Source organism: Leifsonia sp. PS1209 (assembly GCF_012317045.1).
Lineage (GTDB): Bacteria > Actinomycetota > Actinomycetes > Actinomycetales > Microbacteriaceae > Leifsonia.
Genome location: NZ_CP051154.1, coordinates 639,026 through 659,208, shown reverse-complemented (window position 1 = coordinate 659,208; position 20,183 = coordinate 639,026). Strand labels below are relative to the sequence as shown.

Below are 20,183 nucleotides of genomic sequence, written 5' to 3'. Positions count from 1 at the left end.
CGCCTGCGCCCACGCCCTCACCGCCGCCGCTCACGCTCACGCTCACGCCATCCGTTCCAGGTCGGCGGCGGAGACCGCGTGCAGCAGGCTCTCCCCCGCGCAGAACCGGCCGACCTCGTCGACCACGATCCGTCCCTGGCGCAGCCGCCCTTCGACTGTCCCCGCCGCCTTGTGCGGTACGAGCAGCACGTTCGGAAGCGTTCGCAGTTCGTGGCCGGCGGGCAGCGGCTCGTCGTCGAACACGTCGAGGGCGGCATCGATCCTGCCCGAGCGCAGTTCGGCGATCATGGCGTTCTCGTCGACCAGCCACGACCTGGCCGTGTTGACCAGTGCTGCGCCATCCGGCATCGTCGCGAGCTCCGTCGCGCCGATCATCCCCCTGGTCTCGGGGAGCGACGGGGCGTGCAGCGCGACGATCCTGCTCTCCGCGAGCAGCGTGGACAGGGGAACGAGGGTCGCGCCGAGCGCCTCCGCCTCTGCATCGTCGATGGTCGGGTCGGCCAGCAGCACGCGGGCGCCGAGCGCCCGCAGCATCCCGAGGTAGGCACGCCCGGTGCGCGATGCCCCCACCACGCCGACCGGCGCATCCAGCAGCTCGTGCCTGGCCGGCGCGTCCTCGGCGTCCGCCCACTCTGCGCCGGCGTGCAGCGCGTGGTCGAACCGCGGGATGCGATGCAGCAGCGCGAGCGTGAACGCCAGCGAGACCTCGGCGACCGACCTGGCCATGCCCGCGCCGGCCTGCGTCACGGCCACGCCGCGCTCGAAGCACGCCTCGGACACGAACGGCTTCACGCTCGCGCCGGTGTGCGCGATCAGCCGCAGCGACGGCAGCCGGTCGAGCAGTCCGTCGTCGAAGCGCGGTGCGCCCCAGGCGATGACGACCACCTGCACGGCGGCCAGGTCGAACCGGGCTGCGGCGTCCTCGACGGACTCGGCGACCGCGAGACCGTCGCCGGCCAGACCTGCCGCGGCCGCACCGAGCAGTGCGAGGTCGTCCTCCGTGAAGAACTCGGCGCGGAGCCCGGAGGGCACGGCCACGATGACGGACGGGGATGCGGTCATCAGCGCAGCCACTCGTCGCGGTGCTCCGCGATGAACGCGTCGTCGTTGAGGTGCGGGTACTGCCGCCGCACCCGTTCGATCTCCTCCGCCTGCCCCGGCGACAGCGTCTCGTGCTCGTCGAGGCACCAGATGCCGTCGAGCAGCCCCTGCTGGCGCAGCATCTCGTGCACCCCGGCGATCACTCCGGCGAACCCGTTGGCCGGGTCGAACACGGCGGAGTTGAGGTCGGTGAGGTCGGCGGCGAGGCCGCTGAGCTCCGCTCCGGCCTCGCGGTCGCCGTCCGCCGCCCGGTGGGCGAGCGCCAGCACCTGCGTCGCCGCACGCGTGCCAACCGCCCACTGCCCGAGCAGCCCTCCGACGAAGCGCGCCTCGCGCATCCCGGACGGCGTCTCGACGTGGTGGACGGCGGTGAGGTCGGCGACGATCGCGTCGTCGTTGCCGGTGTAGAGGCTCACGGCGTCCGCACGGTCGGACTCCGAGACGCCGCGCACGAGTTCGGCGGTGCGGTACCGGTCGAACGGAGCGGCCTTGACGGCCACCACCGACGGCAGATCGGCGAATCTGCGCCAGAACGAGCGCGAGAGCACCGGCCCTCCGATGGCCTCCTGCAGGTAGAAGCCGACCACCGGCAGCACCTCGCCCACGGCGCGCGCGCGTTCGATCAGCGCGTCGTCGTCCGCCCCGGCGACCCGGGGGCTGAGCAGCACGGCGTGGTAGCCGAGCCCGGCGGCGAGCTGCGCCTCCCGCACCGCCTGGGCGGTGTCGCCGACAACTCCGGCGATCCTGACCAGCGGGCGGTCCGCCTCCCTGTCGAGCACGTCGGCGGTGAGGGCGAGCACCGGTTCGAGCAGTCCGCGCTCCGGTTCGTGGATCTCGAACTGCGTCGTGTGCACGGCGATGGCGATGCCGCCCGCTCCGGCAGCGAGATAGTAGCGGGTGAGCGCGCGCTGGCGGCGCTCGTCGAGCCTGCGGTGCGCATCCAGAGCCAGTGGATGCGCGGGGACGACCGTGCCGCGCGCGAGCAGCGCCGCGATCTCCTCCGGGAGGGCGGGAGCGGTGAGCGGAGTGGACAGCACCTCAGAACCTCCCGTCCCTGACGGCCCACTTGGTGGGTTTGCCGGAGGTGGGGAGCCCGCGGGAGAGCCAGTCAGCCTGCCACTCGACGAGTGTGCCGGCCGGAACGGACGGGTAGCCGAACAGCTCGAAGCACCTGCCGGCGTTGTTGAGCAGTGCTGTCGGCGCCTCCGTGCCGTCGAACTGCACCTCGCGGTCGAACAGCTCCCCGAAGCGCTGCGCGACCGCCCGCACGGAGAGCTGCTCCGGCCCGGTCAGGTTGACGGTGAACACCGACTCGCTCGCGTGCCGCATCGACCGGAGGACCACCTCGTTGGCGTAGCCCTGCCACACCACGTTCGCCGTTCCCGTCGTCAGCGACACCGGCTCCCCGGCGAGCACGGTCGACGCGATGTCCGCCAGCACCCCGTAGCGGAGGTCGATGGCGTAGTTGAGCCGCACGACGGAGACCGGCGTCGCGCGGGTGAGCGCGGCGAACTCGAACACGCGCTCCCTGCCAAGGCACGACATGGCGTACTCGCCGACGGGAGCTGGCGCATCGGTCTCGACCGACCCTCCGCTCGCCGGCGACACGAACGGATAGACGTTGCCGGTGGACATCGCGGTGATCGCGCTGTCCCTGTACCGCCTGGCCACCCGGTCGGGAAGCGCGGCGTTGACCGCCCACGCCCAGGATGCGTTGGTCGCCGCCCCGAACTTTGCACCGACCATGAACACCACGTTCTGCGCATCCGGCAGCGCAGCGAAGTCGTCGTCGGAGAGCAGGTCGAACGGCACCGTCGTCACCCCCTTCTCCTCCAGGCCGCTGCGCGCCTCCTGGTTCGAGAACCGGGAGACGGCGTAGACGATGTCGGACGAGCGGCCGGCCTGGTCGAGGGCGTTGCGGGCGAGCCTGGACAGGCTCGGGCCCATCTTGCCGCCGGCGCCGAGGATGACGATGTCGCCGGACGACTCCGCCAGGTCGGCGACCAGCTCGGGGCGCGGGGTGGCGAGGGCGTCTTCGAGCTCGATCTCTGAGGTGAACATGGCTGCCTTTCCTGCTGGACGGCCGGTCATCCCTTGATGCCCGCCGATGTGACGCCTTCCTGCACGTAGCGCTGAGCCACGGCATAGGCGAAGAAGATGGGGACGAGGGCGACGACCGAGCCGGCGAGCATCACGCTGAGCGGGACGTTCTGCTGCTGCAGCGACGCGACGCCGACGGTGAGCGTCCACATGTCGGAGCTCTTGGCCATGATCAGCGGCCAGAGGAAGTCGTTCCAGTGCCAGAGGAAGATGAAGACGCCGAGGGTGGCGAGCACCGGCTTGCAGAGCGGGAGCACGATGGTGAGGAAGATCCGGAACTCGCCTGCGCCGTCGATCCTCGCCGCCTCGAACAGCTCGTCCGGGAGACCCTGGATGAACTGTCGCATCAGGAACACCGCCTGCGCGTTCGCGAGCGTCGGCAGGATCAGGCCCCAGTACGTGTCCACGCCGCCGAGCTTCGCCAGCACGATGAACGTGGGGATGAGGGTCACGTGGAACGGCACCATCACCATGGCGAGGAACGACCAGAACATCGTCTCCTTGCCCCGGAACCGCTTCTTCGCGAACGCGTAGCCCGCCATCGCGGACAGCAGCAGCACGGCGACGACGCTGACCAGGGCGTAGATCAGCGTGTTGCCCACCCAGACTAGGATGTTCTGCCCGCCGAGCACCTGCTCGTACGACGCGGTCGACAGGTTCCACGGCATCAGGCTCGCGGGGAAGTCGACGGCGAGGCCGGGCTTCAGGCTGAGGATCACCATCGCGTAGAACGGGAAGAAGCACACGACGGCGGCGATCGTCAGCCAGATGTAGCGCACGACGAGGCCCATCCTGCTCGGCTCGAGCGCCCGGTACGCACGCCTGGTGCGCGGGATGCGTTGGGTCGCGGCGGTCATTTCTGCCTCCCGATCACGCGGCGCTGGATGAGCGCGACGACGAGTGTCATGACGAACAGGGCGACGCCGATGGCGGCGGCGTACCCGTAGTCGGTGTACTTGAAGCCCTGGTCGTAGAGCATGTAGACGAGCGAGTAGCTGCCGTGCGCCGGTCCGCCCTGGGTCATCACGTAGACCAGGTCGAACACCTGGAACGACGCCGTCGTCTCGATGACGGCGAGGAAGAACACGGTGGGCTTGAGGTACGGGAGCACGATGAACCTGAACCGCGCCCACGCGCTCGCCCCGTCCATCAGCGCCGCCTCCTCCAGCTCTCTCGGCACGTCCTGGAGCGCGGCGATGACGATGAGCATCCCGTAGCCGAACCGGGACCACACGCCCACGATCACCAGCGCGGGGATGACCAGGACGGTCGAGTTCAGCCACGAGCCGCCGAGACCGAGCGGCGTCATCAGCGTCGACCACGGGCCGTCGCTGGAGAAGATCCACTTGAAGATGGCCCCCGCGAGCACCAGCGAGGTGATCACCGGGAGGAAGAACACCGAGCGGAAGATCCGCGAGCCGCGGAACGCCCTCCGAACACCGAGCGCCATCGCGATCGACAGGGCCACCGAGATCGGCACGGCCAGCACGGAGTAGATCAGCGTGACCCGCAGCGCCTGCCAGAACACCGGGTCGGCGAACATCCGCTGGAAGTTGCCGACGCCCTTCCAGTCGAGCTCTCCGGAGATGTCGTAGTCGAAGAAGCTCAGGCCGACGCCGGCCAGCGCCGGTCCGAAGCGGAACGCCAGGAACAGCAGGAACGCGGGAAGCACGAAGAAGAGACCGATGCGGGCCTCACGCCTGGCCAGGATGCGCTTGGTCAGGCCTGGCGGTCGCCCGGCGTCTCTGCGCTGCTCACGCTGCTCGCGCTGCTCCGGGGGTCTGGACGCCGCCGGGGCCGGTCTGGTCGTTGTCACGGGGATTCCTCCTCCTTCTCGGGGCGGGGATCGCTCCCCGCCCCGAGCAAAGGGCTTGTTACTTGATGAGGGGCTGGGCGGCGGCTGCCGCATCCTTCAGCGCCTGCTTCGGCGTCTTGGTGCCGAGGAGCGCCGCCTGGATCTCCGGTGCGAGAACACCCATCACCGCACGAGCACTCGGCTGCAGTTCGCCGACCCTGCTGGTCGGGATGGTCTTCTCGATGGCGCTCTGGATGGGGTCGTCCGCGTAGAGCTCGCCCGTGGACTTCAGCGGGGAGAAGAAGTTGGACGCCAGGTCGAACTTCTTGGAGTTCTCCGCGTCGGTCGCGTACGCGGCGAACTCGCCGGCCGCATCCTTTGACGTCGCGCCCTTCAGCATCGCCAGGGAGCCGACGGTGCCGTACGAGACCGACTCCTTGTCGGTGAGCGGCGGGAGGATCTTGATCGCGTCCTCACCCCAGAACGAGGTGACGTCCGCCGGGCCGGACTGCCAGGTGCACGCGACCTTGTTGCTCGCCAGCGCGGTCTGCTCGAGGCTCGGCATCGTGGAGATGAGGTCCTTCTCGATGTAGCCGTCCTTGGCGAAGCCGGAGATCAGGCTGAGCGCCTTCTCGCCCGCCGCGCTGTCGAAGGCGACCTTGCTTCCGTCCTTGTTGTAGACGGAGCCTCCCGCCTGCCAGAGCAGCGGGTAGAAGGTCATGTTGAGGGTCACATCCGGCGAGCCGAAGTAGTTGGTGACGTAGATGCCCTTCTCCTTGAACTTCGGGGCGAGGGCTTCGAGGTCGTCCCAGGTCTTGGGGTACTCCGTGATGCCTGCGGCGTCGAACGCCTTGGCGTCGCACATCAGCGCGTTGGCACTGGTGAGGATCGGCGCCCCCATCAGCTTGCCGTCGATGGTGATCGACTTCGTGACGTTGTCGAGGATGTCCTTCTTCTGTGCGGAGGGAAGGTACGCGTCCATCGGCTCGATCGACTTCTGGTACGTGGAGAGCTGGTCCGGGATGAGATACACCAGGTCGGGCCCCTTGCCTGCCGCGATCGCCGTCGCCAGTGACTCGTCGCGGTTGGCCCAGGGGTAGATCTCGTACTTGACGGTGATGTTCTTGTGCTCGGCCTCGAACGCCTTGATCGTCGAGTCCCAGAAGGTCTTGTGCGCCTTCTCGTCGGCGATGACCGGGTAGATCCACATCGTGACGGTCTTCTTGGAGGTGTCGGACTCGCCGGACCCTCCGCTGCAGCCCGCCAGAGCGATCGCTGCCGTCGCTGCCACGGCGGTCGCCGTGATCATTTTCTTGTACCGCATGCTGCTCCTTCTCGGTGGCGCGACACGGATGTCGCTCGGGTGGGGTGGAACGCTGTCAGGCTCGGGGAACGGACTCCACGGTGCCGTGGTGCCGTGACCGCTCTGCGGCGAAGACGGCGAGATGGCTGTCGAGCGACTCGCGCGGTCCTGACCGGATGTACGACGGGTCGCCGGTGGCGACCGCTGCGACGAAGGCGTTCATGACGCCGCCGTCTCCTCCGCCGTGGTCTCCCCCGGCGTTGGCCGCACCCGTCGGCGCCGTCTCGTAGACGGCGGACTCTCCGGTGCGGAAGTCTGTGACGGTGACCCGCTCCCCGTCGCCGTCGAGCATCCCGTGCGAGCCGAAGAGCTGGGTCTTCCGGTGCTCCTGCTCGCTGAACGCGGTCATGACGAAGGTGCCGGCTGTTCCGTCCTCGAACTGCAGGGCGACGACCTGGTTGTCGACGACCGTGTTGTCCGCGGCGTAGACGCAGACGCCGTACGGACCGGTCCTGAGTGCCTCGATCACTCCGGCCTCCGTCGCGTCGTCGGTGATGACGGTCACCGGCCAGACCGCTCCCTCGTCGCGCACGACCGGGAGGTAGAGCTTCTGCGCCGCATACGGGCAGCTGTTCTGGAGCGGGCAGTCGAGGCACCGGTCCGCCGCTTCCGCCGGACGGTTCTCGTGGCGGAAGTGGTGGCGGGAGCCGAAGCTCGCGACGCCGGCGATGCGCTTGCCGGTGACGTACCTGATCCAGTCGAGGTCGTGGCTGGACTTCGCCAGCAGCATCGGGGCCGCCAGGTCCTCCCTGCGCCACGGTCCGCGCACGTACGAGTGGGCCATGTGCCACCAGCCGACGGGCTCGAGGTGCTGCACGTTGATGATGTCCCCGAGCACCCCGGTGTCCACGATGCTCTTCACCAGATCGGTGTACGGCATGTACCGCATCACGTGACAGACGCCGAACAGCACTCCGCTCGCATCGACGGCATCGACGATGCGCCTGCTCTCCTCCTCGGTGGGGGCGAGCGGCTTCTCCATCAGGATCGCGTAACCGCGCTCGGCGCAGGCGATGGCCGGTTCGACGTGCTGCCTGTCCTGGGTGGCGATGATGACCGCGTCCGCGATCCGCTCCGGCAGAGCGAGCAGCTCACGCCAGTCGTCGAACTGCCGGATGCCCTCATTCCCCTGCGAGACGAGCTCGCGCTGGAACGCCCGCGGGTCTGCGACGGCGACGAGCTGCGCCCTCTCGGGGTTGGCGTGGATCCAGCGCGTGTACGACTGCCCCCTGTTGCCGGCGCCGATCAGTGCGATGCGCACCGGTCGTGTGCTCTCTGGGGTGTTTTCCATCGCTCCTAGGCCTTCTCTTCATCGCTGCGGCTGTGCCCGGGAGGGTTCGCCGTCGAACGCTCCCACGATAGCATTATTGCTATAGCATGTAGCAAATGAAAAGGTCGGGAAGCAAGATTTACCCGCTCGAAACATTGAGAAGGCGCAGAGAGAGATGGCGCGAATCCATCCTCGCGTCCTATAGCTTGTAGCAAAGCATAATCACGGTGGTTCGCAGGAACAGGCCGTCGGCCGGCGTCCGCCAACGGAGGAGAACGATGACACTCGGGAGCGTTTCCGACAGGAACATCTCGGCGAAGGTGGCCGACGAACTGCGCGAGGCCATTCAGAACGGCACGTTCGAACCCGGCGAGAGACTGGTCGAACGCAAGCTGGCCGACCGGCTCGGCGTCAGCCACATCCCGGTCAGGGAAGCCCTCGCGAAGCTCGCCGAGGAGGGACTGATCGAACGGACGCCCCGCCGGGGAGCCCGCGTCGCGCTGCTCACGGACAAGGAGCTCGCCGAGATCTCCAGCCTCCGCATCGTGCTCGAACAGTACGTCGCCCAGCGCGTGCAGCAGACCTGGACCCCGAAGACGGAAGCGCAGCTGCGCAAGGTCGTCGATTCGATGGTCGCCGCCGCGGAGCGCAAGAACATCGACACGATGTTCGCCCTCGACCGCCGCTTCCACGAGACGCTCTGGGAGATGGCGGACAACCGCACGCTCCTCACCATCGCCTCCCAGCTCCGCAGCAGGATCAACGGGTTCCTCCGCGCGGCGAACGCCAGCCTCGCCCCTGACGAGCTCGTGGCCCACGCCCGCTCGCACGACGCCCTCGTGGATGCGCTGGCGAGCGGCGACACCGACCGTGCGGCCCAGGCGATGGCCGACCACGTCGAGATCGCCGCGCGACGCATCACGACGAGCGTGGTGGACGACGAGGGAAATCCGGCGAGCTAACCGTGGGCCGGCCGGCGCCGCTTGCGCGCCGTGCGCGACTTCCGCAGCGCCTCGATGTCTGAGCGCAGCGCATCCATCCGCTGCTGCCGCCCACGCTCGTCGCCGCCGACCGACTGCACGCGCACCGTCTCCTCCACCACAGACGACAACTCCCGCCAGGCGTCCTGGCGGGAGTGCTCGACGATGTCTGCGAGGTAGTCGGGGTCCGCTGCGCGTGAGCGGAGGGCCCGCGCCGTCGCCTTCGCGAGGGCTTCGCGCCTGCGGAGGTTGAGCGAGTCCGCCGTGCGGTAGTCGTGGGTGTGCTCCGCACGGCCGTCCTGCACCTCCGCCCACGCCTGCTCGCGCACGATCCTGGCCTCGGAGGCGTCCGCCTCCTCCGCCAGCCGCAGCACGGCCTCCGCTGCGACCTCACGGTAGTGCTCGGCGTCGAAGGCGCGGTCGGTGGTGAGGAGTTCGGTCATCATCCGGTTGCGGACGGCCATGCGCACCGCGTAGTCGGCGATGAGCAGCCCCTCCTCGAGCGCGTGCTCCAGGGTGGTGGGCCGCGGCGATTCGATGGCTGCCGCATCGAACGGCCGCATGTCCACCCGGCGGCCCCGGCGGAAGATGCCCATCGGAACCCCCTTTATCGCTGCATCCAGTGTGGCACCGGATGCGCGACCGGCGTCAGGCCGCCGGGACGAGCTCCTGCTCCTGCTCGGGTGCGTGCTGCGCCGACCCCGGGATCCCCTGCGCCGGCTCCCCGGCGATCGGCGCGGCAACCGCCGCGTGATCACCGACGGCCGCCGCGATCCGCGATGCCCGCATCAGCACGATCGCCACCACGGTCACCACGAGCGCCCCGGCGGACAGCAGCCCGGCCACGACGAAGCCGTCGCTGTACCCGGCCTCGGTCGGCAGTCCGTCCGCCGCCGTCGACCCGGTGACCAGCGCGGTCATCACGGCAGCGCCGATGGCGGAGCCGACCGTGCGCAGGTTGGCGTTCATCCCGCTGGCCACCCCGGTCTGGGTCGCAGGGACGCTCTGCACGACCACGCTGGTGATCGCCGCGTAGACGAGCCCGAGTCCGATGCCGAACACTCCGGATGCGACGGCCACCTCGGCCAGGCTGCTGTGCAGCAGGCCGAGCGACACCGCGGCCACGGCCATCAGCCCGGCGGCGATCACGATCTGGGCGCGGAAGCCCACCCACCGGGCGAGCGGTCCGCTGAGGAACCCGGTGACGGCCATCGTGACGAGCATCGGGAGCATGAGCATCCCGGATTCGGCGACGGATGCGCCGAGCCCGTACCCGGTCGAGACCGGCGTCTGCACGAAGCGCGGGAAGAAGGCGAACACTGCGAACATCGATGCACCGACGAAGACGGCTGCCGCGTTCATCGTCCACACCCCGTGCTCGCGCATCAGGCGCATGTCGACGAGCGGCGTGCGGGAGCGCAGCTCCACGAGGATCCAGGCGGCGAGCAGCACGGCGGCGAGCACGAGCAGGCCGATCACGGCCGGCGATCCCCAGCCCCACTGCGCTCCCGTGCTGAGCGGGAGCAGGAGGGCGACGAGCCAGCCGGACAGCAGCACGGCCGACCACGGGTTGACCCCTCCCGCTGCGCGGGTGGGCGATTCGGGGATGAACAGCATGGCGAGCACGGCGCCCGCGACGGTGAACACCGCGGGGACCAGGAACAGCCCGCGCCAGCTCAGGACGTCGGCGAGCGGCCCGGCGAGGACGGTGCCGAGCCCGCTGCCGATGGCGATGATGGAGGCGATCGCGCCGATGGCGGACGGCAGCCGGTGTGCGGGGAACTCGTCGCGGATGATGCCGAAGGCGAGCGGGAACATGGCGCCGCCGAGGCCCTGGATGATGCGGGCGCCGATCAGCACGCCGATGGTCGGCGCGACGGCGGCGACCACGCTTCCGAGCGCGACGGCCAGGAGGGCGAGGACGAGGATGCGGCGCTTGCCGACCATGTCTCCCACCCGGCCGAGCAGCGGGGTGGCGACGGCGGCGGAGATGAGCCAGGCGGTCATCGTCCAGGTGACGCCGGAGGTGGTGGTGCCGAGGTCGGTCTGGATGACGGGCAGCACGGGGACGACGAGGGATTGCAGAGTGGCGAAGGAGCCTGCGCTCAGCGCCAGCACGGCGAAAGTGAGGCTGGGGCGGGTTCGAGACATTGAGTTCTTCCGTTCTCGAGGGATGTGCCGAGATATCGGCTAGAATGGAGGCTGGCTCCGATCGGAGGCAACCTCCGCTTTAAGACATTAGCGGAGGGCCCCTCCACTTTGCAACCCTCCCGGAGGAGAAATTGGCCAGCACCACCCCGACCGCCGTGTCGAACCGCCCGCTCAGGGCCGACGCGCGCCGCAACTTCGACGCGCTGCTCGCCGCCGCGCGTGAGGCGTTCGCGGCGAACGGCACCAGCGCATCCCTCGAAGACATCGCGCGCAGGGCCGGGGTCGGCATCGGCACCCTCTACCGCAACTTCCCCACCCGCGACGCCCTCGTCGAGGCCGTCTACGTCGACGAAGTGGATGCGGTCGTCGCCGCGGCGGAGGCCACCACCTCCCTCGAACCGTGGGCGGCCGTCGAGACCTGGGTGCGCAGGTTCGTCAGCTACATCGGCACCAAGAAGGCCCTGGTCGACGGCCTGAACAAGGACTCCCCCGTGCTGCTCACCTGCCGCACGTCCCTGTACGACGCCGGCGAGCCGCTCCTCGAACGCGCCAAGCAGGCCGGCGAGATGCGCGACGACGCGCAGATCCAAGATGTGGTCCGCATGCTCTCCGGGATCGCGAGCGTCGCGTTCGACGACGACGAGCAGCGCGACCGCGTGATCGCCATCGCGATGGACGGCCTCCGACCCCGCTGACCCCCTCCGCGGGCCGTCGGCCGCTGAGGTGACCCTCTAGGATTGGATATATGGAACTCGGCTTCTACGCGGTCATTGCCATCTCAGTGATCGTCGGTGTCGCCGCCTTCGCCAGAAAGCTCGGCGTCGCCGCGCCGATCATCCTGGTCCTGGTGGGTGTCGGGCTCTCCTACCTGCCCGGGGTGCCGGAGATCGAGGTCCCGCACGAGATCATCCTCGACGGACTGCTGCCGCCCATCCTCTACGCGGCGGCGATCAGCGTGCCGCTCACCGATTTCCGGCGCAACCTCGCGCCGATCGCCGGGCTCTCCGTGATCCTGGTGATCATCACGGCGTTCGCCTCCGGCTTCCTCCTCTACACGATGCTGCCCGACCTCAACCTCGCCGCCGCCGTGGCGCTTGGTGCGATCATCAGCCCTCCGGATGCGGTGGCCGCGACCTCGATCGGACGCAAGCTCGGGCTCCCTCCCCGCCTCCTCACCGTGCTCGAAGGCGAGGGACTGGTCAACGACGCGACGGCCCTGGTGCTGCTCCGCACCGCCATCGCCGCGGCAGTCGGCGCACTGGCGACGCCCTGGGCCGGTGTCTTCGACTTCTTCTACGCCGTGGTGGTGGCCCTCGTGATCGGCCTCGTCGCCGGAATCGTCTCGGTCTGGGTGCGCTCCAAGCTGAACGACCCCGTGCTCGACACGGCGCTGTCGATCGCCGTGCCGTTCGCGGCGTTCATGCCCACGGAGGCCGCGCACGGCTCCGGCGTCCTCGCCGTGGTGATCGCCGGCCTGTACACCGGCCACTCCGCACCGAAGCACTTCACCGCCCAGGCCAGGATCACCGACCGCATCAACTGGCGCACCATCCAGTTCCTGCTGGAGAACGGCGTCTTCCTGCTCATCGGCCTCGAGATCCGCACCCTCGTCGCCGACGTCGAGCACCCCGAGATCCTCAGCGTCTGGGATGCGGTGGGCATCGGCCTGCTCGCCACGCTCGCCCTCGTGATCATCCGGTACATCCTGATCGGTCCCCTCGTGCTCGCGCTCCGGCAACGCGCACGGCTGGCGGAGAACGCCACCTTCCGGGAGTGGCTGATGATCAGCTACTTCCGCGACCATCCGGTGCGCACCAGGCGCGAAGCCTTCCGCAAGCAGCGCCTCGAAGCCCGGTACGCGCGACGCCGCGCCGACCTGGAACAGCTCAGACAGGAGGACATCGACTGGCGAGGCGGTGTCGTGCTCGGCTGGTCCGGGATGCGCGGAGTGGTCACCCTGGCCGCTGCGCAGTCCCTGCCGGACGACGGCAGCATCCCGTACCGACCCCAGCTCATCCTGATCGCGTTCACAGTCGCGGTGGTCAGCCTCGTGGTGCAGGGCGGGACGCTGCCCTGGCTGATCCGCCTGCTCAAGATCGAGGGCATCGACACCAAGTCGGACCGCCAGCAGCTCGCCCGTCTGCTCGACGACCTCAGCAACGACGGCCTCGCGGTGCTCGACGACCCGGAGGGCGCCGCCGGCGTCGCAGACCCGATCGACCCCGAGGTGGTCGAACGCGTGCGCCAGTCCTCCTACCTCCGTGCGGAGTCGGCCTGGGAGCGCATCCTGATCAACGACGTCCCGGCAGACAGCCGCCCGCACCAGCTCTACCGCACCCTGCGCCTCGCCGTGGTCAACGCCGAACGCGACAGGCTGCTCGAAGAGCGGACGCGCGGCGCATACCCCTCGCGCATCCTGGAGGAGGCAGAGTCGATGCTCGACCTGGAGGAGACCAGGCTGCAATCCCGCAATGTGCGCCACTGACACGCGCGACAGGCGCGCCCAAGCTCTCGTCACGGTAAACGGTAAAGCTCGCACTAGGGAAACGGGAAACGATTTCCTCGGTAAAAGGGAAGCTATTTATTCGGTAAACGGTAAACTAAAGACTCGGTGAACGGTAAAGTAGAAGCAGTGAGGAGGTGCGGGATGGCGTACGCACGGCGAATCATCGACGACGAGCTGGACGAACTCTTCCCCCACCTCGCGGCCATCGCCATCGAAGGCCCGAAAGCTATCGGCAAGACGGCGACGGCGAGTCAACGCGCCGCCACCACCCTCCGGGTCGACGATCCGGCCGTGCGCGACCTGCTCCGTGCATCCCTCAGCGGGCTCGACCAGTTGCCGACGCCGATACTCCTCGACGAGTGGCAGAACGCACCGGAACTGTGGAATCACGTCAAGCGCCTAGTCGACGCCGACGCGACGGGCGGGCGATATCTCCTCACCGGGAGCGCTGCCGCCACGGGCGGCATCGACCTGCATTCGGGCGCCGGCCGGATCGACATCAGAAGGATGCGCCCGCTCGCGTTCTCCGAGCGCGGCATCCAGGCGCCGACGGTCAGACTCGGCGACCTCCTGGCCGGCACGGCCGAGCCGGACGGCGTCACGGACGTCGACACGGTGACGTACGTGGAGGAGATCCTCGCGTCCGGCTTTCCCGCCATCCGCGAGCTCGCACCTCGCGCGCGCAGATCACAGCTCGATTCCTATCTCACTCGGGCCATCTCCACGGATTACCCCGAGCAGGAAGGAACGGCGCTGCGCCGGCCGGAGGCGCTTCGGCACTGGATGACTGCCTACGCCGCCGCGACCGCCACGACGTCCTCGATGAACCAGATCGCGAGAGCCTCCCAGCCGGGCGAACCTGCATTACCTTCCCGCCCGACGATCGCCCGCTACCGCGACATCCTCGCCGAGCTGTGGATTCTCGATCCCGTTCCCGCGTGGCTGCCGAACCACAATGCGTTCAAGCGTCTCGCCCAGGCCGAGAAGCACTTCCTCGCAGACCCGGCCCTGGCCGCGCGGCTCCTGAAGCTGAATCAGGCCAGACTCCTCGATCTGTCAAGCCCGGCGGAACTGCGCCCCCATGACGGCACGGCCATCGGCGCCCTCTTCGAAGGGCTCGTCGCGCTCAGCCTCCGCACGTACGCTCAAGCGAACGACGCGGAGGTGTTCCACTACAGATCACCCAACGGCGACCGCGAGATCGACTTCATCGTCGTGGACGACAACGGCGCGCACGTCGCGATCGAAGTGAAGCTCGCACGAACGGTCGAGCCGAGACACGTCAAACACCTGCTCTGGCTGAAGCAGCAGCTCGGCGACGATCTTGCGGACATGGTCGTGCTCAACACGGGGCCGTACGCATATCGGCGCGACGACGGCGTCGCCGTCGTCCCGCTGGCGCTCCTCGGCCACTGACCTGCGCGGCACTGACACGCGCGACAAATGCCAACATTTTTTGAATCATTCAAAACAGGCTAGGCTCGTCCGCATGGACACGGCACAGCTCGAGAGCGCACTGCGCGCCTCTGGGCTCCGGGTCACGGCGGGCCGCGTCGCGGTTCTCGGGACCCTTGCCACTCACCCCCACGCGAACGCCGATACGGTCTTCCGCAGCGTGCTCGACGCGCTGCCGGGGACGTCGATCCAGAACGTGCACAACGTTTTGGGCGACCTGACCGAAGCCGGACTCGTGCGGCGCATCGAGCCCGCCGGCTCGCCGGCGCTGTACGAGCGGCGCATCGGCGACAACCACCATCACGTCGTCTGCACCTCGTGCGGAGCCGTCGCCGATGTGGACTGCGTCGTCGGCCACGCGCCGTGCCTCACCCCGTCGGATGCGTCCGGCTTCGCGGTGAGCACGGCCGAGGTGACGTTCTGGGGACTGTGCCCGTCCTGCCAGGAGCGCGCGGCGAAAGCCCCGTCGCGCGTCGAGTGACGAAGGAGATTGCATGTCGGAGAACTACACGACCACCCAGACCGGTACCCCGGTCGGCAGCGACGCACACTCGCTGACCGCAGGAGAGAACGGCGTCACCGCGCTGCATGACCGCTACCTGGTGGAGAAGCTCGCGCAGTTCAACCGGGAGCGCATCCCGGAGCGCATCGTCCACGCCAAGGGCGGCGGAGCGTTCGGCACCTTCGTGGTCACCGGGAACGTGTCGCAGTACACCAAGGCCGCCGTGTTCCAGCCCGGCACCACCACGGAGACCGTGCAGCGGTTCTCGTCGGTCGCCGGCGAGCAGGGCTCCCCGGACACCTGGCGCGACGTCCGCGGCTTCTCGGTGAAGTTCTACACCTCCGAGGGCAACTACGACATCGTCGGCAACAACACCCCCGTGTTCTTCATCCGCGACGGCATCAAGTTCCCCGACTTCATCCACTCGCAGAAGCGCCTTCCGGGCTCCGGGCTGCGGGATGCGGACATGCAGTGGGACTTCTGGACCCTCTCCCCCGAGTCCGCGCACCAGGTGACCTACCTGATGGGCGACCGCGGCATCCCGCGCTCGTGGCGGCACATGCCCGGCTACGGCTCGCACACCTACCAGTGGATCAACGCGGCCGGTGAGCGCTTCTGGGTCAAGTACCACTTCCACGCCATGCAGGGCAACGAGGAGATGCACGGTGCGGAGGCCGAGGCCATCGCCGGCGCGGACGCCGACTACTACCGCCGCGACCTCTACGAGGCGATCGAGCGCGGCGAGTTCCCCGCGTGGAAGGTGTCCGTGCAGGTCATGCCGTTCGAGGACGCGAAGACCTACCGATTCAACCCATTCGACCTCACCAAGGTGTGGCCGCACAGCGACTACCCGCTGATCGAGGTGGGCGTTCACACGCTCAACAAGAACCCGGAGAACTTCTTCGCCCAGATCGAGCAGGCGGCGTTCTCGCCGGCCAACACGGTGCCCGGCATCGACATCAGCCCGGACAAGATGCTGATGGCTCGCGTGTTCTCCTACCCGGACGCCCAGCGATACCGGGTCGGCACCAACTACAACGAGCTGCCGGTCAACGCCCCGGTCGCCCCCGTGCACAACTACTCACAGGACGGCGCGGGCCGTCACGGCTTCAAGGCCGCGTCCGCCCCGGTGTACGCGCCCAACTCGAAGGGCGGACCCGTCGCCGACGCGGACCGCGCCGGTGAGGGCTCGTGGGAGTCGGACGGCGCCCTGGTGCGTGCGGCGGCGACCCTGCACGCCGAGGACTCCGACTTCGGCCAGGCGGGAACCCTCTACCGCGATGTCTACGACGCCGCGGCCAAGGAGCGCTTCCTCGAGACCATCACGGGAGCGGTCGGCGGCGTGAAGAGCGCCGAGATCCGCGAGCGCGCCATCCAGTACTGGACCAACGTGGATGCGACGCTCGGCGCCGCCCTCCGCGCCAACCTGGAGAACGGCGGCACGACCCCGGACGAGTCCGCGGAGTACGTCGGCGTCGCCGGCTAGTCCAGCGCATCCAGCGCCTCCAGCGCCTCCAGCGCCTCCACCGGAACGGCCCCGGATCGCCTCCACGGCGGTCCGGGGCCGTTCCCGTCTGCGGCCGGTGCGGCTAGGAGGGCACGACGTCGGCGAGCGCCCCGGATTCGAGCGCGACCCACACGGTGCCGTCCGCTGCGACGGCCAGGCCGTGCGGCTCGGAGTCCGCGGTCGGCAGGTCGTGCAGCGTCAGCTCGCCCGCCGCCGTGACGTACGCGAGCTGGTTCGCTCCCCAGAGCGTCGCCCACACGCCGCCGTCGCTGTCCGCTGCCACCGCGTGCGGCTTCGCGCCCTGCGCCAGCTGCACCGTGCTCAGTTCTCCCCGGTGGATGCGCGCCAGTGCGTCCCCGAGAATCAGCGCCACCCACACGCCGCCGTCCGAGGCGACCGCGATCCCGACGGGACCGGACGGGTCGCCCGGCAGCTCGGTGAACGCGATCGCCGCATCCCCTCCGCGCACGTGGCCGACCAGCCCGGCGGCGTTGAGGGTGAACCAGAGGCTGTCCCCCGTCGTCGCGATCATCGACACGAACGAGCCTTCCCGCCCCACCGGGAACTCCTCCACCCTGCCGAGGATGTCGATGCGGCCGAGGGCGTCGGCGCCAAGCTCGGTGAACCAGGCCGTGCCGTCGTCGAGCGCGACCACGCCGAACGGCTGAGCATCCGGAGTCGGCACGGCGACCTCGCCGATCAGCTCGACGCGCGCATCCCGCACCCCGAGGTGCACCAGGCGGTTGCCCGTGCTGTCGGTCACCCACACCGTCGACTCGGTGGCGGCGGCCAGCAGCGACGGCTGCGACCCGTCGCCGAGCGACAGGTACGCGACCGTGCCGTCCGGGGACAGCCTCCCCACCCTGCCGCCGTGCACGAGCGTGAACCACACGCCACCGTCGCGGGTGACGGCGACGCCGTACGGGCCGTCACCCGGCTCGCCGACCGGATGCTCGATCACGCGCACCGCCGAAACCTCCGCCGTCACAGCGTCGCGGTGATCGTGCGGTCGTACACCGTGCGGCCGCCGACGCCGATGCGGTCGTCGCCCTCGATGGCGGTGACCAGCTCGGAGCCCTCGCCCTGGCTGATGTGCAGGTCGCGGCCGAGCCGCGCCGTCAGTGCGATGGCGGCGGCGCCGGTGGCCTCATCCTCGATGATGCCCATCGCCGGGGCGAACATGCGCGAGCGCAGGTGGGCGACCGACTCGTCGATCCAGGCGTACGCGTAGTGCTTGCCCTCGGTGAACGCGTACGCGTCGAGCGCATCCACGTCGGCCGGGGACTCCAGCGGCAGCCACTCGAACGTCGGCGCCCACTCCGCCTCCGCCGTGATCCAGGTGGGCTCGTCCTCCGAGCCGTACGTCACATCCACGATCCCGGCGGGCTCGCGCAGCATCGTGATCGGCGTGCCCTGCTCGGAGAGCCACCAGGCGGTGCCCACGCTCGGGTGACCGGCGAACGGCAGCTCGGCGGCCGGGGTGAAGATGCGGATGGTCGCGACGCGGCCGAGTTCGCCGTCCTCGCTCAGCGCATCCAGGAACACCGTCTCGCTGAAACCGAGCGCAGAGGCGATCGCCTGCTCCCGCCCGGCCGTCGCCGTCGAACTGCGCACGATGCCCAGCTCGTTGCCGTTCGCGCCACGATCGTCCGTGAAGACGCGCACCACCACTACCTCGATCGATTCGTCCATGCAGCCAGCCTCCCACGAACGCGGCGCGTGCGGATGCTCCTGCGTATAGTGGGGGTGCTCGAAGCAGTGAGGAAGCGCATACATGGGCCGGAATCCGACCGTCTACGATGTTGCGACGCACGCCGGTGTGTCCATCGCGACGGTGTCGCGCGTGTTCAGCCGCCCGGACACCGTGAAGCAGGAGACGCGCGAACGCGTGCAGGCCTCCGTGGATGCCCTCGGCTACGTCCCGAGCGGAGCCGCCCGTGGACTCGCCGCCCGCAAGACCGGCGTGCTCGGCCTGTTCTTCCCCGGCCTCGACGCGATGGACGACATCTCCGACGTGCCCATCGACGGCGAGGACGACGACGCCAGCCGCACCACGATCATCCGGGATGTCGGCGGCGTCGCGGACACCAGGCCGCTGAACCTGTACTTCGACGAAGTGCTCCGCGGAAGCGAGCTGGAGGCGTGGCGCAACGGCTTCGTGCTGCTCGTCGGCGTCGGCCGCGGCACCACGTCGGCCGAGACGGTCAGGGAGATGGCCGGCCGGGTCGACGGGCTGGTGGTGCTGGCGGGGAGCGCGAGCGAGGACGAGCTGGCGCAGCTGGCCAGGCGCATCCCGGTCGTCGTGATGGCGGGGGCCCGCGGCGGCGACACGTTCGACCACGTCTCCGTCAGCAACAGCGAGGGGATGCGCGCCCTCGTCGGCCATCTCGTCGACGATCTCGGTGTGCACGATCTCGTGTACGTCGCGGGAAGCATCGACTCGCCGGACGACGCGGAGCGCTGGGGCGGCTACCGGTCGGCCCTCGCTGAGCGCGGGATGCCTGCGCCGGACGCCCCGCTGCTCCGCGGCGACTTCACCCGCGACGGCGGCCGCAGGGTCGGCCGCGAACTGCTCGCCTCCGGCACGCTGCCGCGCGCTGTGGTGTGCGCCAACGACCAGATGGCGCTCGGCGTCATCGACGCTGCGCGCATCGGCGGCGTGGAGGTGCCGGCCGACCTCATCGTGACCGGTTTCGACGGCATCGACGCCGGCCGGCTCTCCACGCCGCGCCTCACCACGGTGAAGCAGCCGATGGAGCTGCTCGGCCGCGCGGCCGTGCAGCTCCTGGTGCGGCGGCTCGCCGACCCCACGCGCCCTGCGGGCTCCGTCCGTCTCCCCGTCGAGGTCTACCTCCGCGAGAGCTCCGAGCCCGCCTGACGCCCAGTGACAGCGGGTCAGGCGGCGAGGACGACGCTTTCGAGGAGGAGGTCGGTGACGGTGTGCGGGGTGCGGCCGCCGACGCAGACGAAGAAGACGAAGTCTTCCTGCGCGTCGACCGTGATGACCGCATCCACCGCGTGCCAGACGTCCTCGGGCAGGGCGGCGAGGCTGAGCATCTCGAACGAGCGCCGTTCGGCGTCGCGCGCGGTGCCCTGCACCGTGTAGAACGCGTCGACGCTGGCGTCGTCGCTCGGGTCGGCGAGCCAGCCGACGAGCGGCGTGGCCGTCGCGGCGCTGATCGGGAGGACGAGGAACAGTGCGGCCGTCAGCCGTTCGATCGAGACGCCGCTCGCGAGCCCGGCGCCGCGGGAGGCGTCGAGCGACGAGATGGCGATCCACCGGCCGGGGGCGACGTCGTCGATCACGGACAGGAGGGGTGCGGGCATAGGGGTGTCAGAGATTGTGGACATGGAAGTTCGGGTACTTTCCATTGAATTCACGCCGATTGATGGGTCACGGAGACGCTTCCCTAGCACGTTCCCCCATGCACCGCATCGAACAGACGAAGCGGG

Annotated in this window: 19 protein-coding genes; 7 read left to right on the top strand and 12 right to left on the bottom strand. The window is 69.4% G+C overall.

Annotation, left to right across the window (positions count from 1 at the left end; genetic code table 11):
- Positions 1-42: 42 nt before the first annotated feature.
- Genes HF024_RS03280 through HF024_RS03250 form a run of 7 tightly spaced genes read right to left on the bottom strand, consistent with a single transcriptional unit; the run spans position 43 to position 7,650 of the window.
- Entirely contained in the window at positions 43-1,062 is a 1,020-nt protein-coding gene (locus HF024_RS03280) for a hydroxyacid dehydrogenase (RefSeq protein WP_168688629.1), read from the bottom strand.
- Positions 1,062-2,138, bottom strand: a complete 1,077-nt coding sequence (locus HF024_RS03275) for a dihydrodipicolinate synthase family protein (RefSeq protein WP_210724013.1) — start codon at positions 2,136-2,138, stop codon at positions 1,062-1,064. Before HF024_RS03275 ends, HF024_RS03280 begins: the two co-directional genes overlap by 1 nt.
- Before the next feature lies 1 nt (position 2,139).
- Positions 2,140-3,162, bottom strand: coding sequence for an epimerase (locus HF024_RS03270; protein ID WP_168688628.1), 1,023 nt, complete (start codon positions 3,160-3,162; stop codon positions 2,140-2,142).
- Between the two features lie 26 nt (positions 3,163-3,188).
- Positions 3,189-4,058: a carbohydrate ABC transporter permease gene (locus HF024_RS03265; protein WP_085368666.1), complete on the bottom strand. Its 870-nt coding sequence runs from the start codon at positions 4,056-4,058 to the stop codon at positions 3,189-3,191.
- Positions 4,055-5,017: a sugar ABC transporter permease gene (locus HF024_RS03260; RefSeq protein WP_247597281.1), complete on the bottom strand. Its 963-nt coding sequence runs from the start codon at positions 5,015-5,017 to the stop codon at positions 4,055-4,057. The genes HF024_RS03265 and HF024_RS03260 overlap by 4 nt, the downstream gene beginning before the upstream one ends.
- A 58-nt stretch (positions 5,018-5,075) precedes the next feature.
- The gene (locus HF024_RS03255) at positions 5,076-6,320 is read right to left on the bottom strand and encodes an extracellular solute-binding protein (RefSeq protein WP_168688626.1); all 1,245 of its coding nucleotides are present in this window, start codon (positions 6,318-6,320) and stop codon (positions 5,076-5,078) included.
- Between the two features lie 55 nt (positions 6,321-6,375).
- Positions 6,376-7,650, bottom strand: coding sequence for a Gfo/Idh/MocA family oxidoreductase (locus HF024_RS03250; protein WP_168688625.1), 1,275 nt, complete (start codon positions 7,648-7,650; stop codon positions 6,376-6,378).
- A 257-nt stretch (positions 7,651-7,907) separates the two neighbouring features.
- On the opposite strand from HF024_RS03250, the gene HF024_RS03245 reads away from it, so the two are divergent.
- Positions 7,908-8,591: a GntR family transcriptional regulator gene (locus HF024_RS03245; protein ID WP_168688624.1), complete on the top strand. Its 684-nt coding sequence runs from the start codon at positions 7,908-7,910 to the stop codon at positions 8,589-8,591.
- On the opposite strand, the gene HF024_RS03240 is transcribed toward HF024_RS03245, so the two are convergent.
- Together HF024_RS03240 and HF024_RS03235 are read right to left on the bottom strand one after the other, a co-directional pair.
- Positions 8,588-9,205 carry a hypothetical protein gene (locus HF024_RS03240; RefSeq protein ID WP_168688623.1) on the bottom strand — a complete coding sequence of 206 codons (618 nt, stop codon included), beginning with the start codon at positions 9,203-9,205 and terminating at the stop codon, positions 8,588-8,590. The two genes, HF024_RS03245 and HF024_RS03240, sit on opposite strands and share 4 nt — an antisense overlap.
- 52 nt (positions 9,206-9,257) lie before the next feature.
- Positions 9,258-10,760: an MFS transporter gene (locus HF024_RS03235; protein ID WP_168688622.1), complete on the bottom strand. Its 1,503-nt coding sequence runs from the start codon at positions 10,758-10,760 to the stop codon at positions 9,258-9,260.
- Between the two features lie 131 nt (positions 10,761-10,891).
- Between HF024_RS03235 and HF024_RS03230 the strand changes: the two genes are divergently transcribed.
- The 5 genes from HF024_RS03230 (at position 10,892) to HF024_RS03210 (ending at position 16,709) form a co-directional block, all read left to right on the top strand.
- Complete coding sequence (locus tag HF024_RS03230; RefSeq protein ID WP_168688621.1) at positions 10,892-11,455, top strand: TetR/AcrR family transcriptional regulator; 564 nt, start codon at positions 10,892-10,894, stop codon at positions 11,453-11,455.
- 50 nt (positions 11,456-11,505) lie between these two features.
- Positions 11,506-13,245 carry a sodium:proton antiporter gene (locus tag HF024_RS03225; protein ID WP_085368674.1) on the top strand — a complete coding sequence of 580 codons (1,740 nt, stop codon included), beginning with the start codon at positions 11,506-11,508 and terminating at the stop codon, positions 13,243-13,245.
- A gap of 162 nt (positions 13,246-13,407) precedes the next feature.
- Positions 13,408-14,682 (top strand): DUF4143 domain-containing protein, encoded by a 1,275-nt coding sequence (locus HF024_RS03220; RefSeq protein ID WP_168688620.1) that lies wholly within the window; start codon positions 13,408-13,410, stop codon positions 14,680-14,682.
- 73 nt (positions 14,683-14,755) lie between these two features.
- Positions 14,756-15,202 carry a Fur family transcriptional regulator gene (locus HF024_RS03215; protein WP_085368676.1) on the top strand — a complete coding sequence of 149 codons (447 nt, stop codon included), beginning with the start codon at positions 14,756-14,758 and terminating at the stop codon, positions 15,200-15,202.
- Positions 15,203-15,215: 13 nt separating this feature from the next.
- Complete coding sequence (locus HF024_RS03210) at positions 15,216-16,709, top strand: catalase (protein WP_168688619.1); 1,494 nt, start codon at positions 15,216-15,218, stop codon at positions 16,707-16,709.
- Positions 16,710-16,812: 103 nt separating this feature from the next.
- Here the strand turns inward: HF024_RS03210 and HF024_RS03205 are convergent, their stop codons facing one another.
- Together HF024_RS03205 and HF024_RS03200 are read right to left on the bottom strand one after the other, a co-directional pair.
- Positions 16,813-17,718, bottom strand: a complete 906-nt coding sequence (locus HF024_RS03205; RefSeq protein WP_168688618.1) for a virginiamycin B lyase — start codon at positions 17,716-17,718, stop codon at positions 16,813-16,815.
- Positions 17,715-18,422 (bottom strand): PhzF family phenazine biosynthesis protein, encoded by a 708-nt coding sequence (locus HF024_RS03200; RefSeq protein WP_085368679.1) that lies wholly within the window; start codon positions 18,420-18,422, stop codon positions 17,715-17,717. Before HF024_RS03200 ends, HF024_RS03205 begins: the two co-directional genes overlap by 4 nt.
- Before the next feature lie 82 nt (positions 18,423-18,504).
- Between HF024_RS03200 and HF024_RS03195 the strand changes: the two genes are divergently transcribed.
- A complete protein-coding gene (locus HF024_RS03195) occupies positions 18,505-19,608 on the top strand; it encodes a LacI family DNA-binding transcriptional regulator (RefSeq protein WP_168688617.1) in 1,104 nt (367 codons plus the stop codon).
- 17 nt (positions 19,609-19,625) lie between these two features.
- On the opposite strand, the gene HF024_RS03190 is transcribed toward HF024_RS03195, so the two are convergent.
- Complete coding sequence (locus tag HF024_RS03190) at positions 19,626-20,057, bottom strand: hypothetical protein (RefSeq protein WP_247597280.1); 432 nt, start codon at positions 20,055-20,057, stop codon at positions 19,626-19,628.
- Positions 20,058-20,183: the final 126 nt, after the last annotated feature.

Coding starts and splice junctions, on each gene's coding strand:
- HF024_RS03195 (WP_168688617.1), top strand. CDS start 18,505: ATGGGCCGGAATCCGACCGTCTACGATGTTGCGACGCACGCCGGTGTG.
- HF024_RS03200 (WP_085368679.1), bottom strand. CDS start 18,422: ATGGACGAATCGATCGAGGTAGTGGTGGTGCGCGTCTTCACGGACGAT.
- HF024_RS03270 (WP_168688628.1), bottom strand. CDS start 3,162: ATGTTCACCTCAGAGATCGAGCTCGAAGACGCCCTCGCCACCCCGCGC.
- HF024_RS03280 (WP_168688629.1), bottom strand. CDS start 1,062: ATGACCGCATCCCCGTCCGTCATCGTGGCCGTGCCCTCCGGGCTCCGC.
- HF024_RS03240 (WP_168688623.1), bottom strand. CDS start 9,205: ATGGGCATCTTCCGCCGGGGCCGCCGGGTGGACATGCGGCCGTTCGAT.
- HF024_RS03215 (WP_085368676.1), top strand. CDS start 14,756: ATGGACACGGCACAGCTCGAGAGCGCACTGCGCGCCTCTGGGCTCCGG.
- HF024_RS03235 (WP_168688622.1), bottom strand. CDS start 10,760: ATGTCTCGAACCCGCCCCAGCCTCACTTTCGCCGTGCTGGCGCTGAGC.
- HF024_RS03250 (WP_168688625.1), bottom strand. CDS start 7,650: ATGGAAAACACCCCAGAGAGCACACGACCGGTGCGCATCGCACTGATC.
- HF024_RS03210 (WP_168688619.1), top strand. CDS start 15,216: ATGTCGGAGAACTACACGACCACCCAGACCGGTACCCCGGTCGGCAGC.
- HF024_RS03220 (WP_168688620.1), top strand. CDS start 13,408: ATGGCGTACGCACGGCGAATCATCGACGACGAGCTGGACGAACTCTTC.
- HF024_RS03255 (WP_168688626.1), bottom strand. CDS start 6,320: ATGCGGTACAAGAAAATGATCACGGCGACCGCCGTGGCAGCGACGGCA.
- HF024_RS03225 (WP_085368674.1), top strand. CDS start 11,506: ATGGAACTCGGCTTCTACGCGGTCATTGCCATCTCAGTGATCGTCGGT.
- HF024_RS03245 (WP_168688624.1), top strand. CDS start 7,908: ATGACACTCGGGAGCGTTTCCGACAGGAACATCTCGGCGAAGGTGGCC.
- HF024_RS03190 (WP_247597280.1), bottom strand. CDS start 20,057: ATGCCCGCACCCCTCCTGTCCGTGATCGACGACGTCGCCCCCGGCCGG.
- HF024_RS03265 (WP_085368666.1), bottom strand. CDS start 4,058: ATGACCGCCGCGACCCAACGCATCCCGCGCACCAGGCGTGCGTACCGG.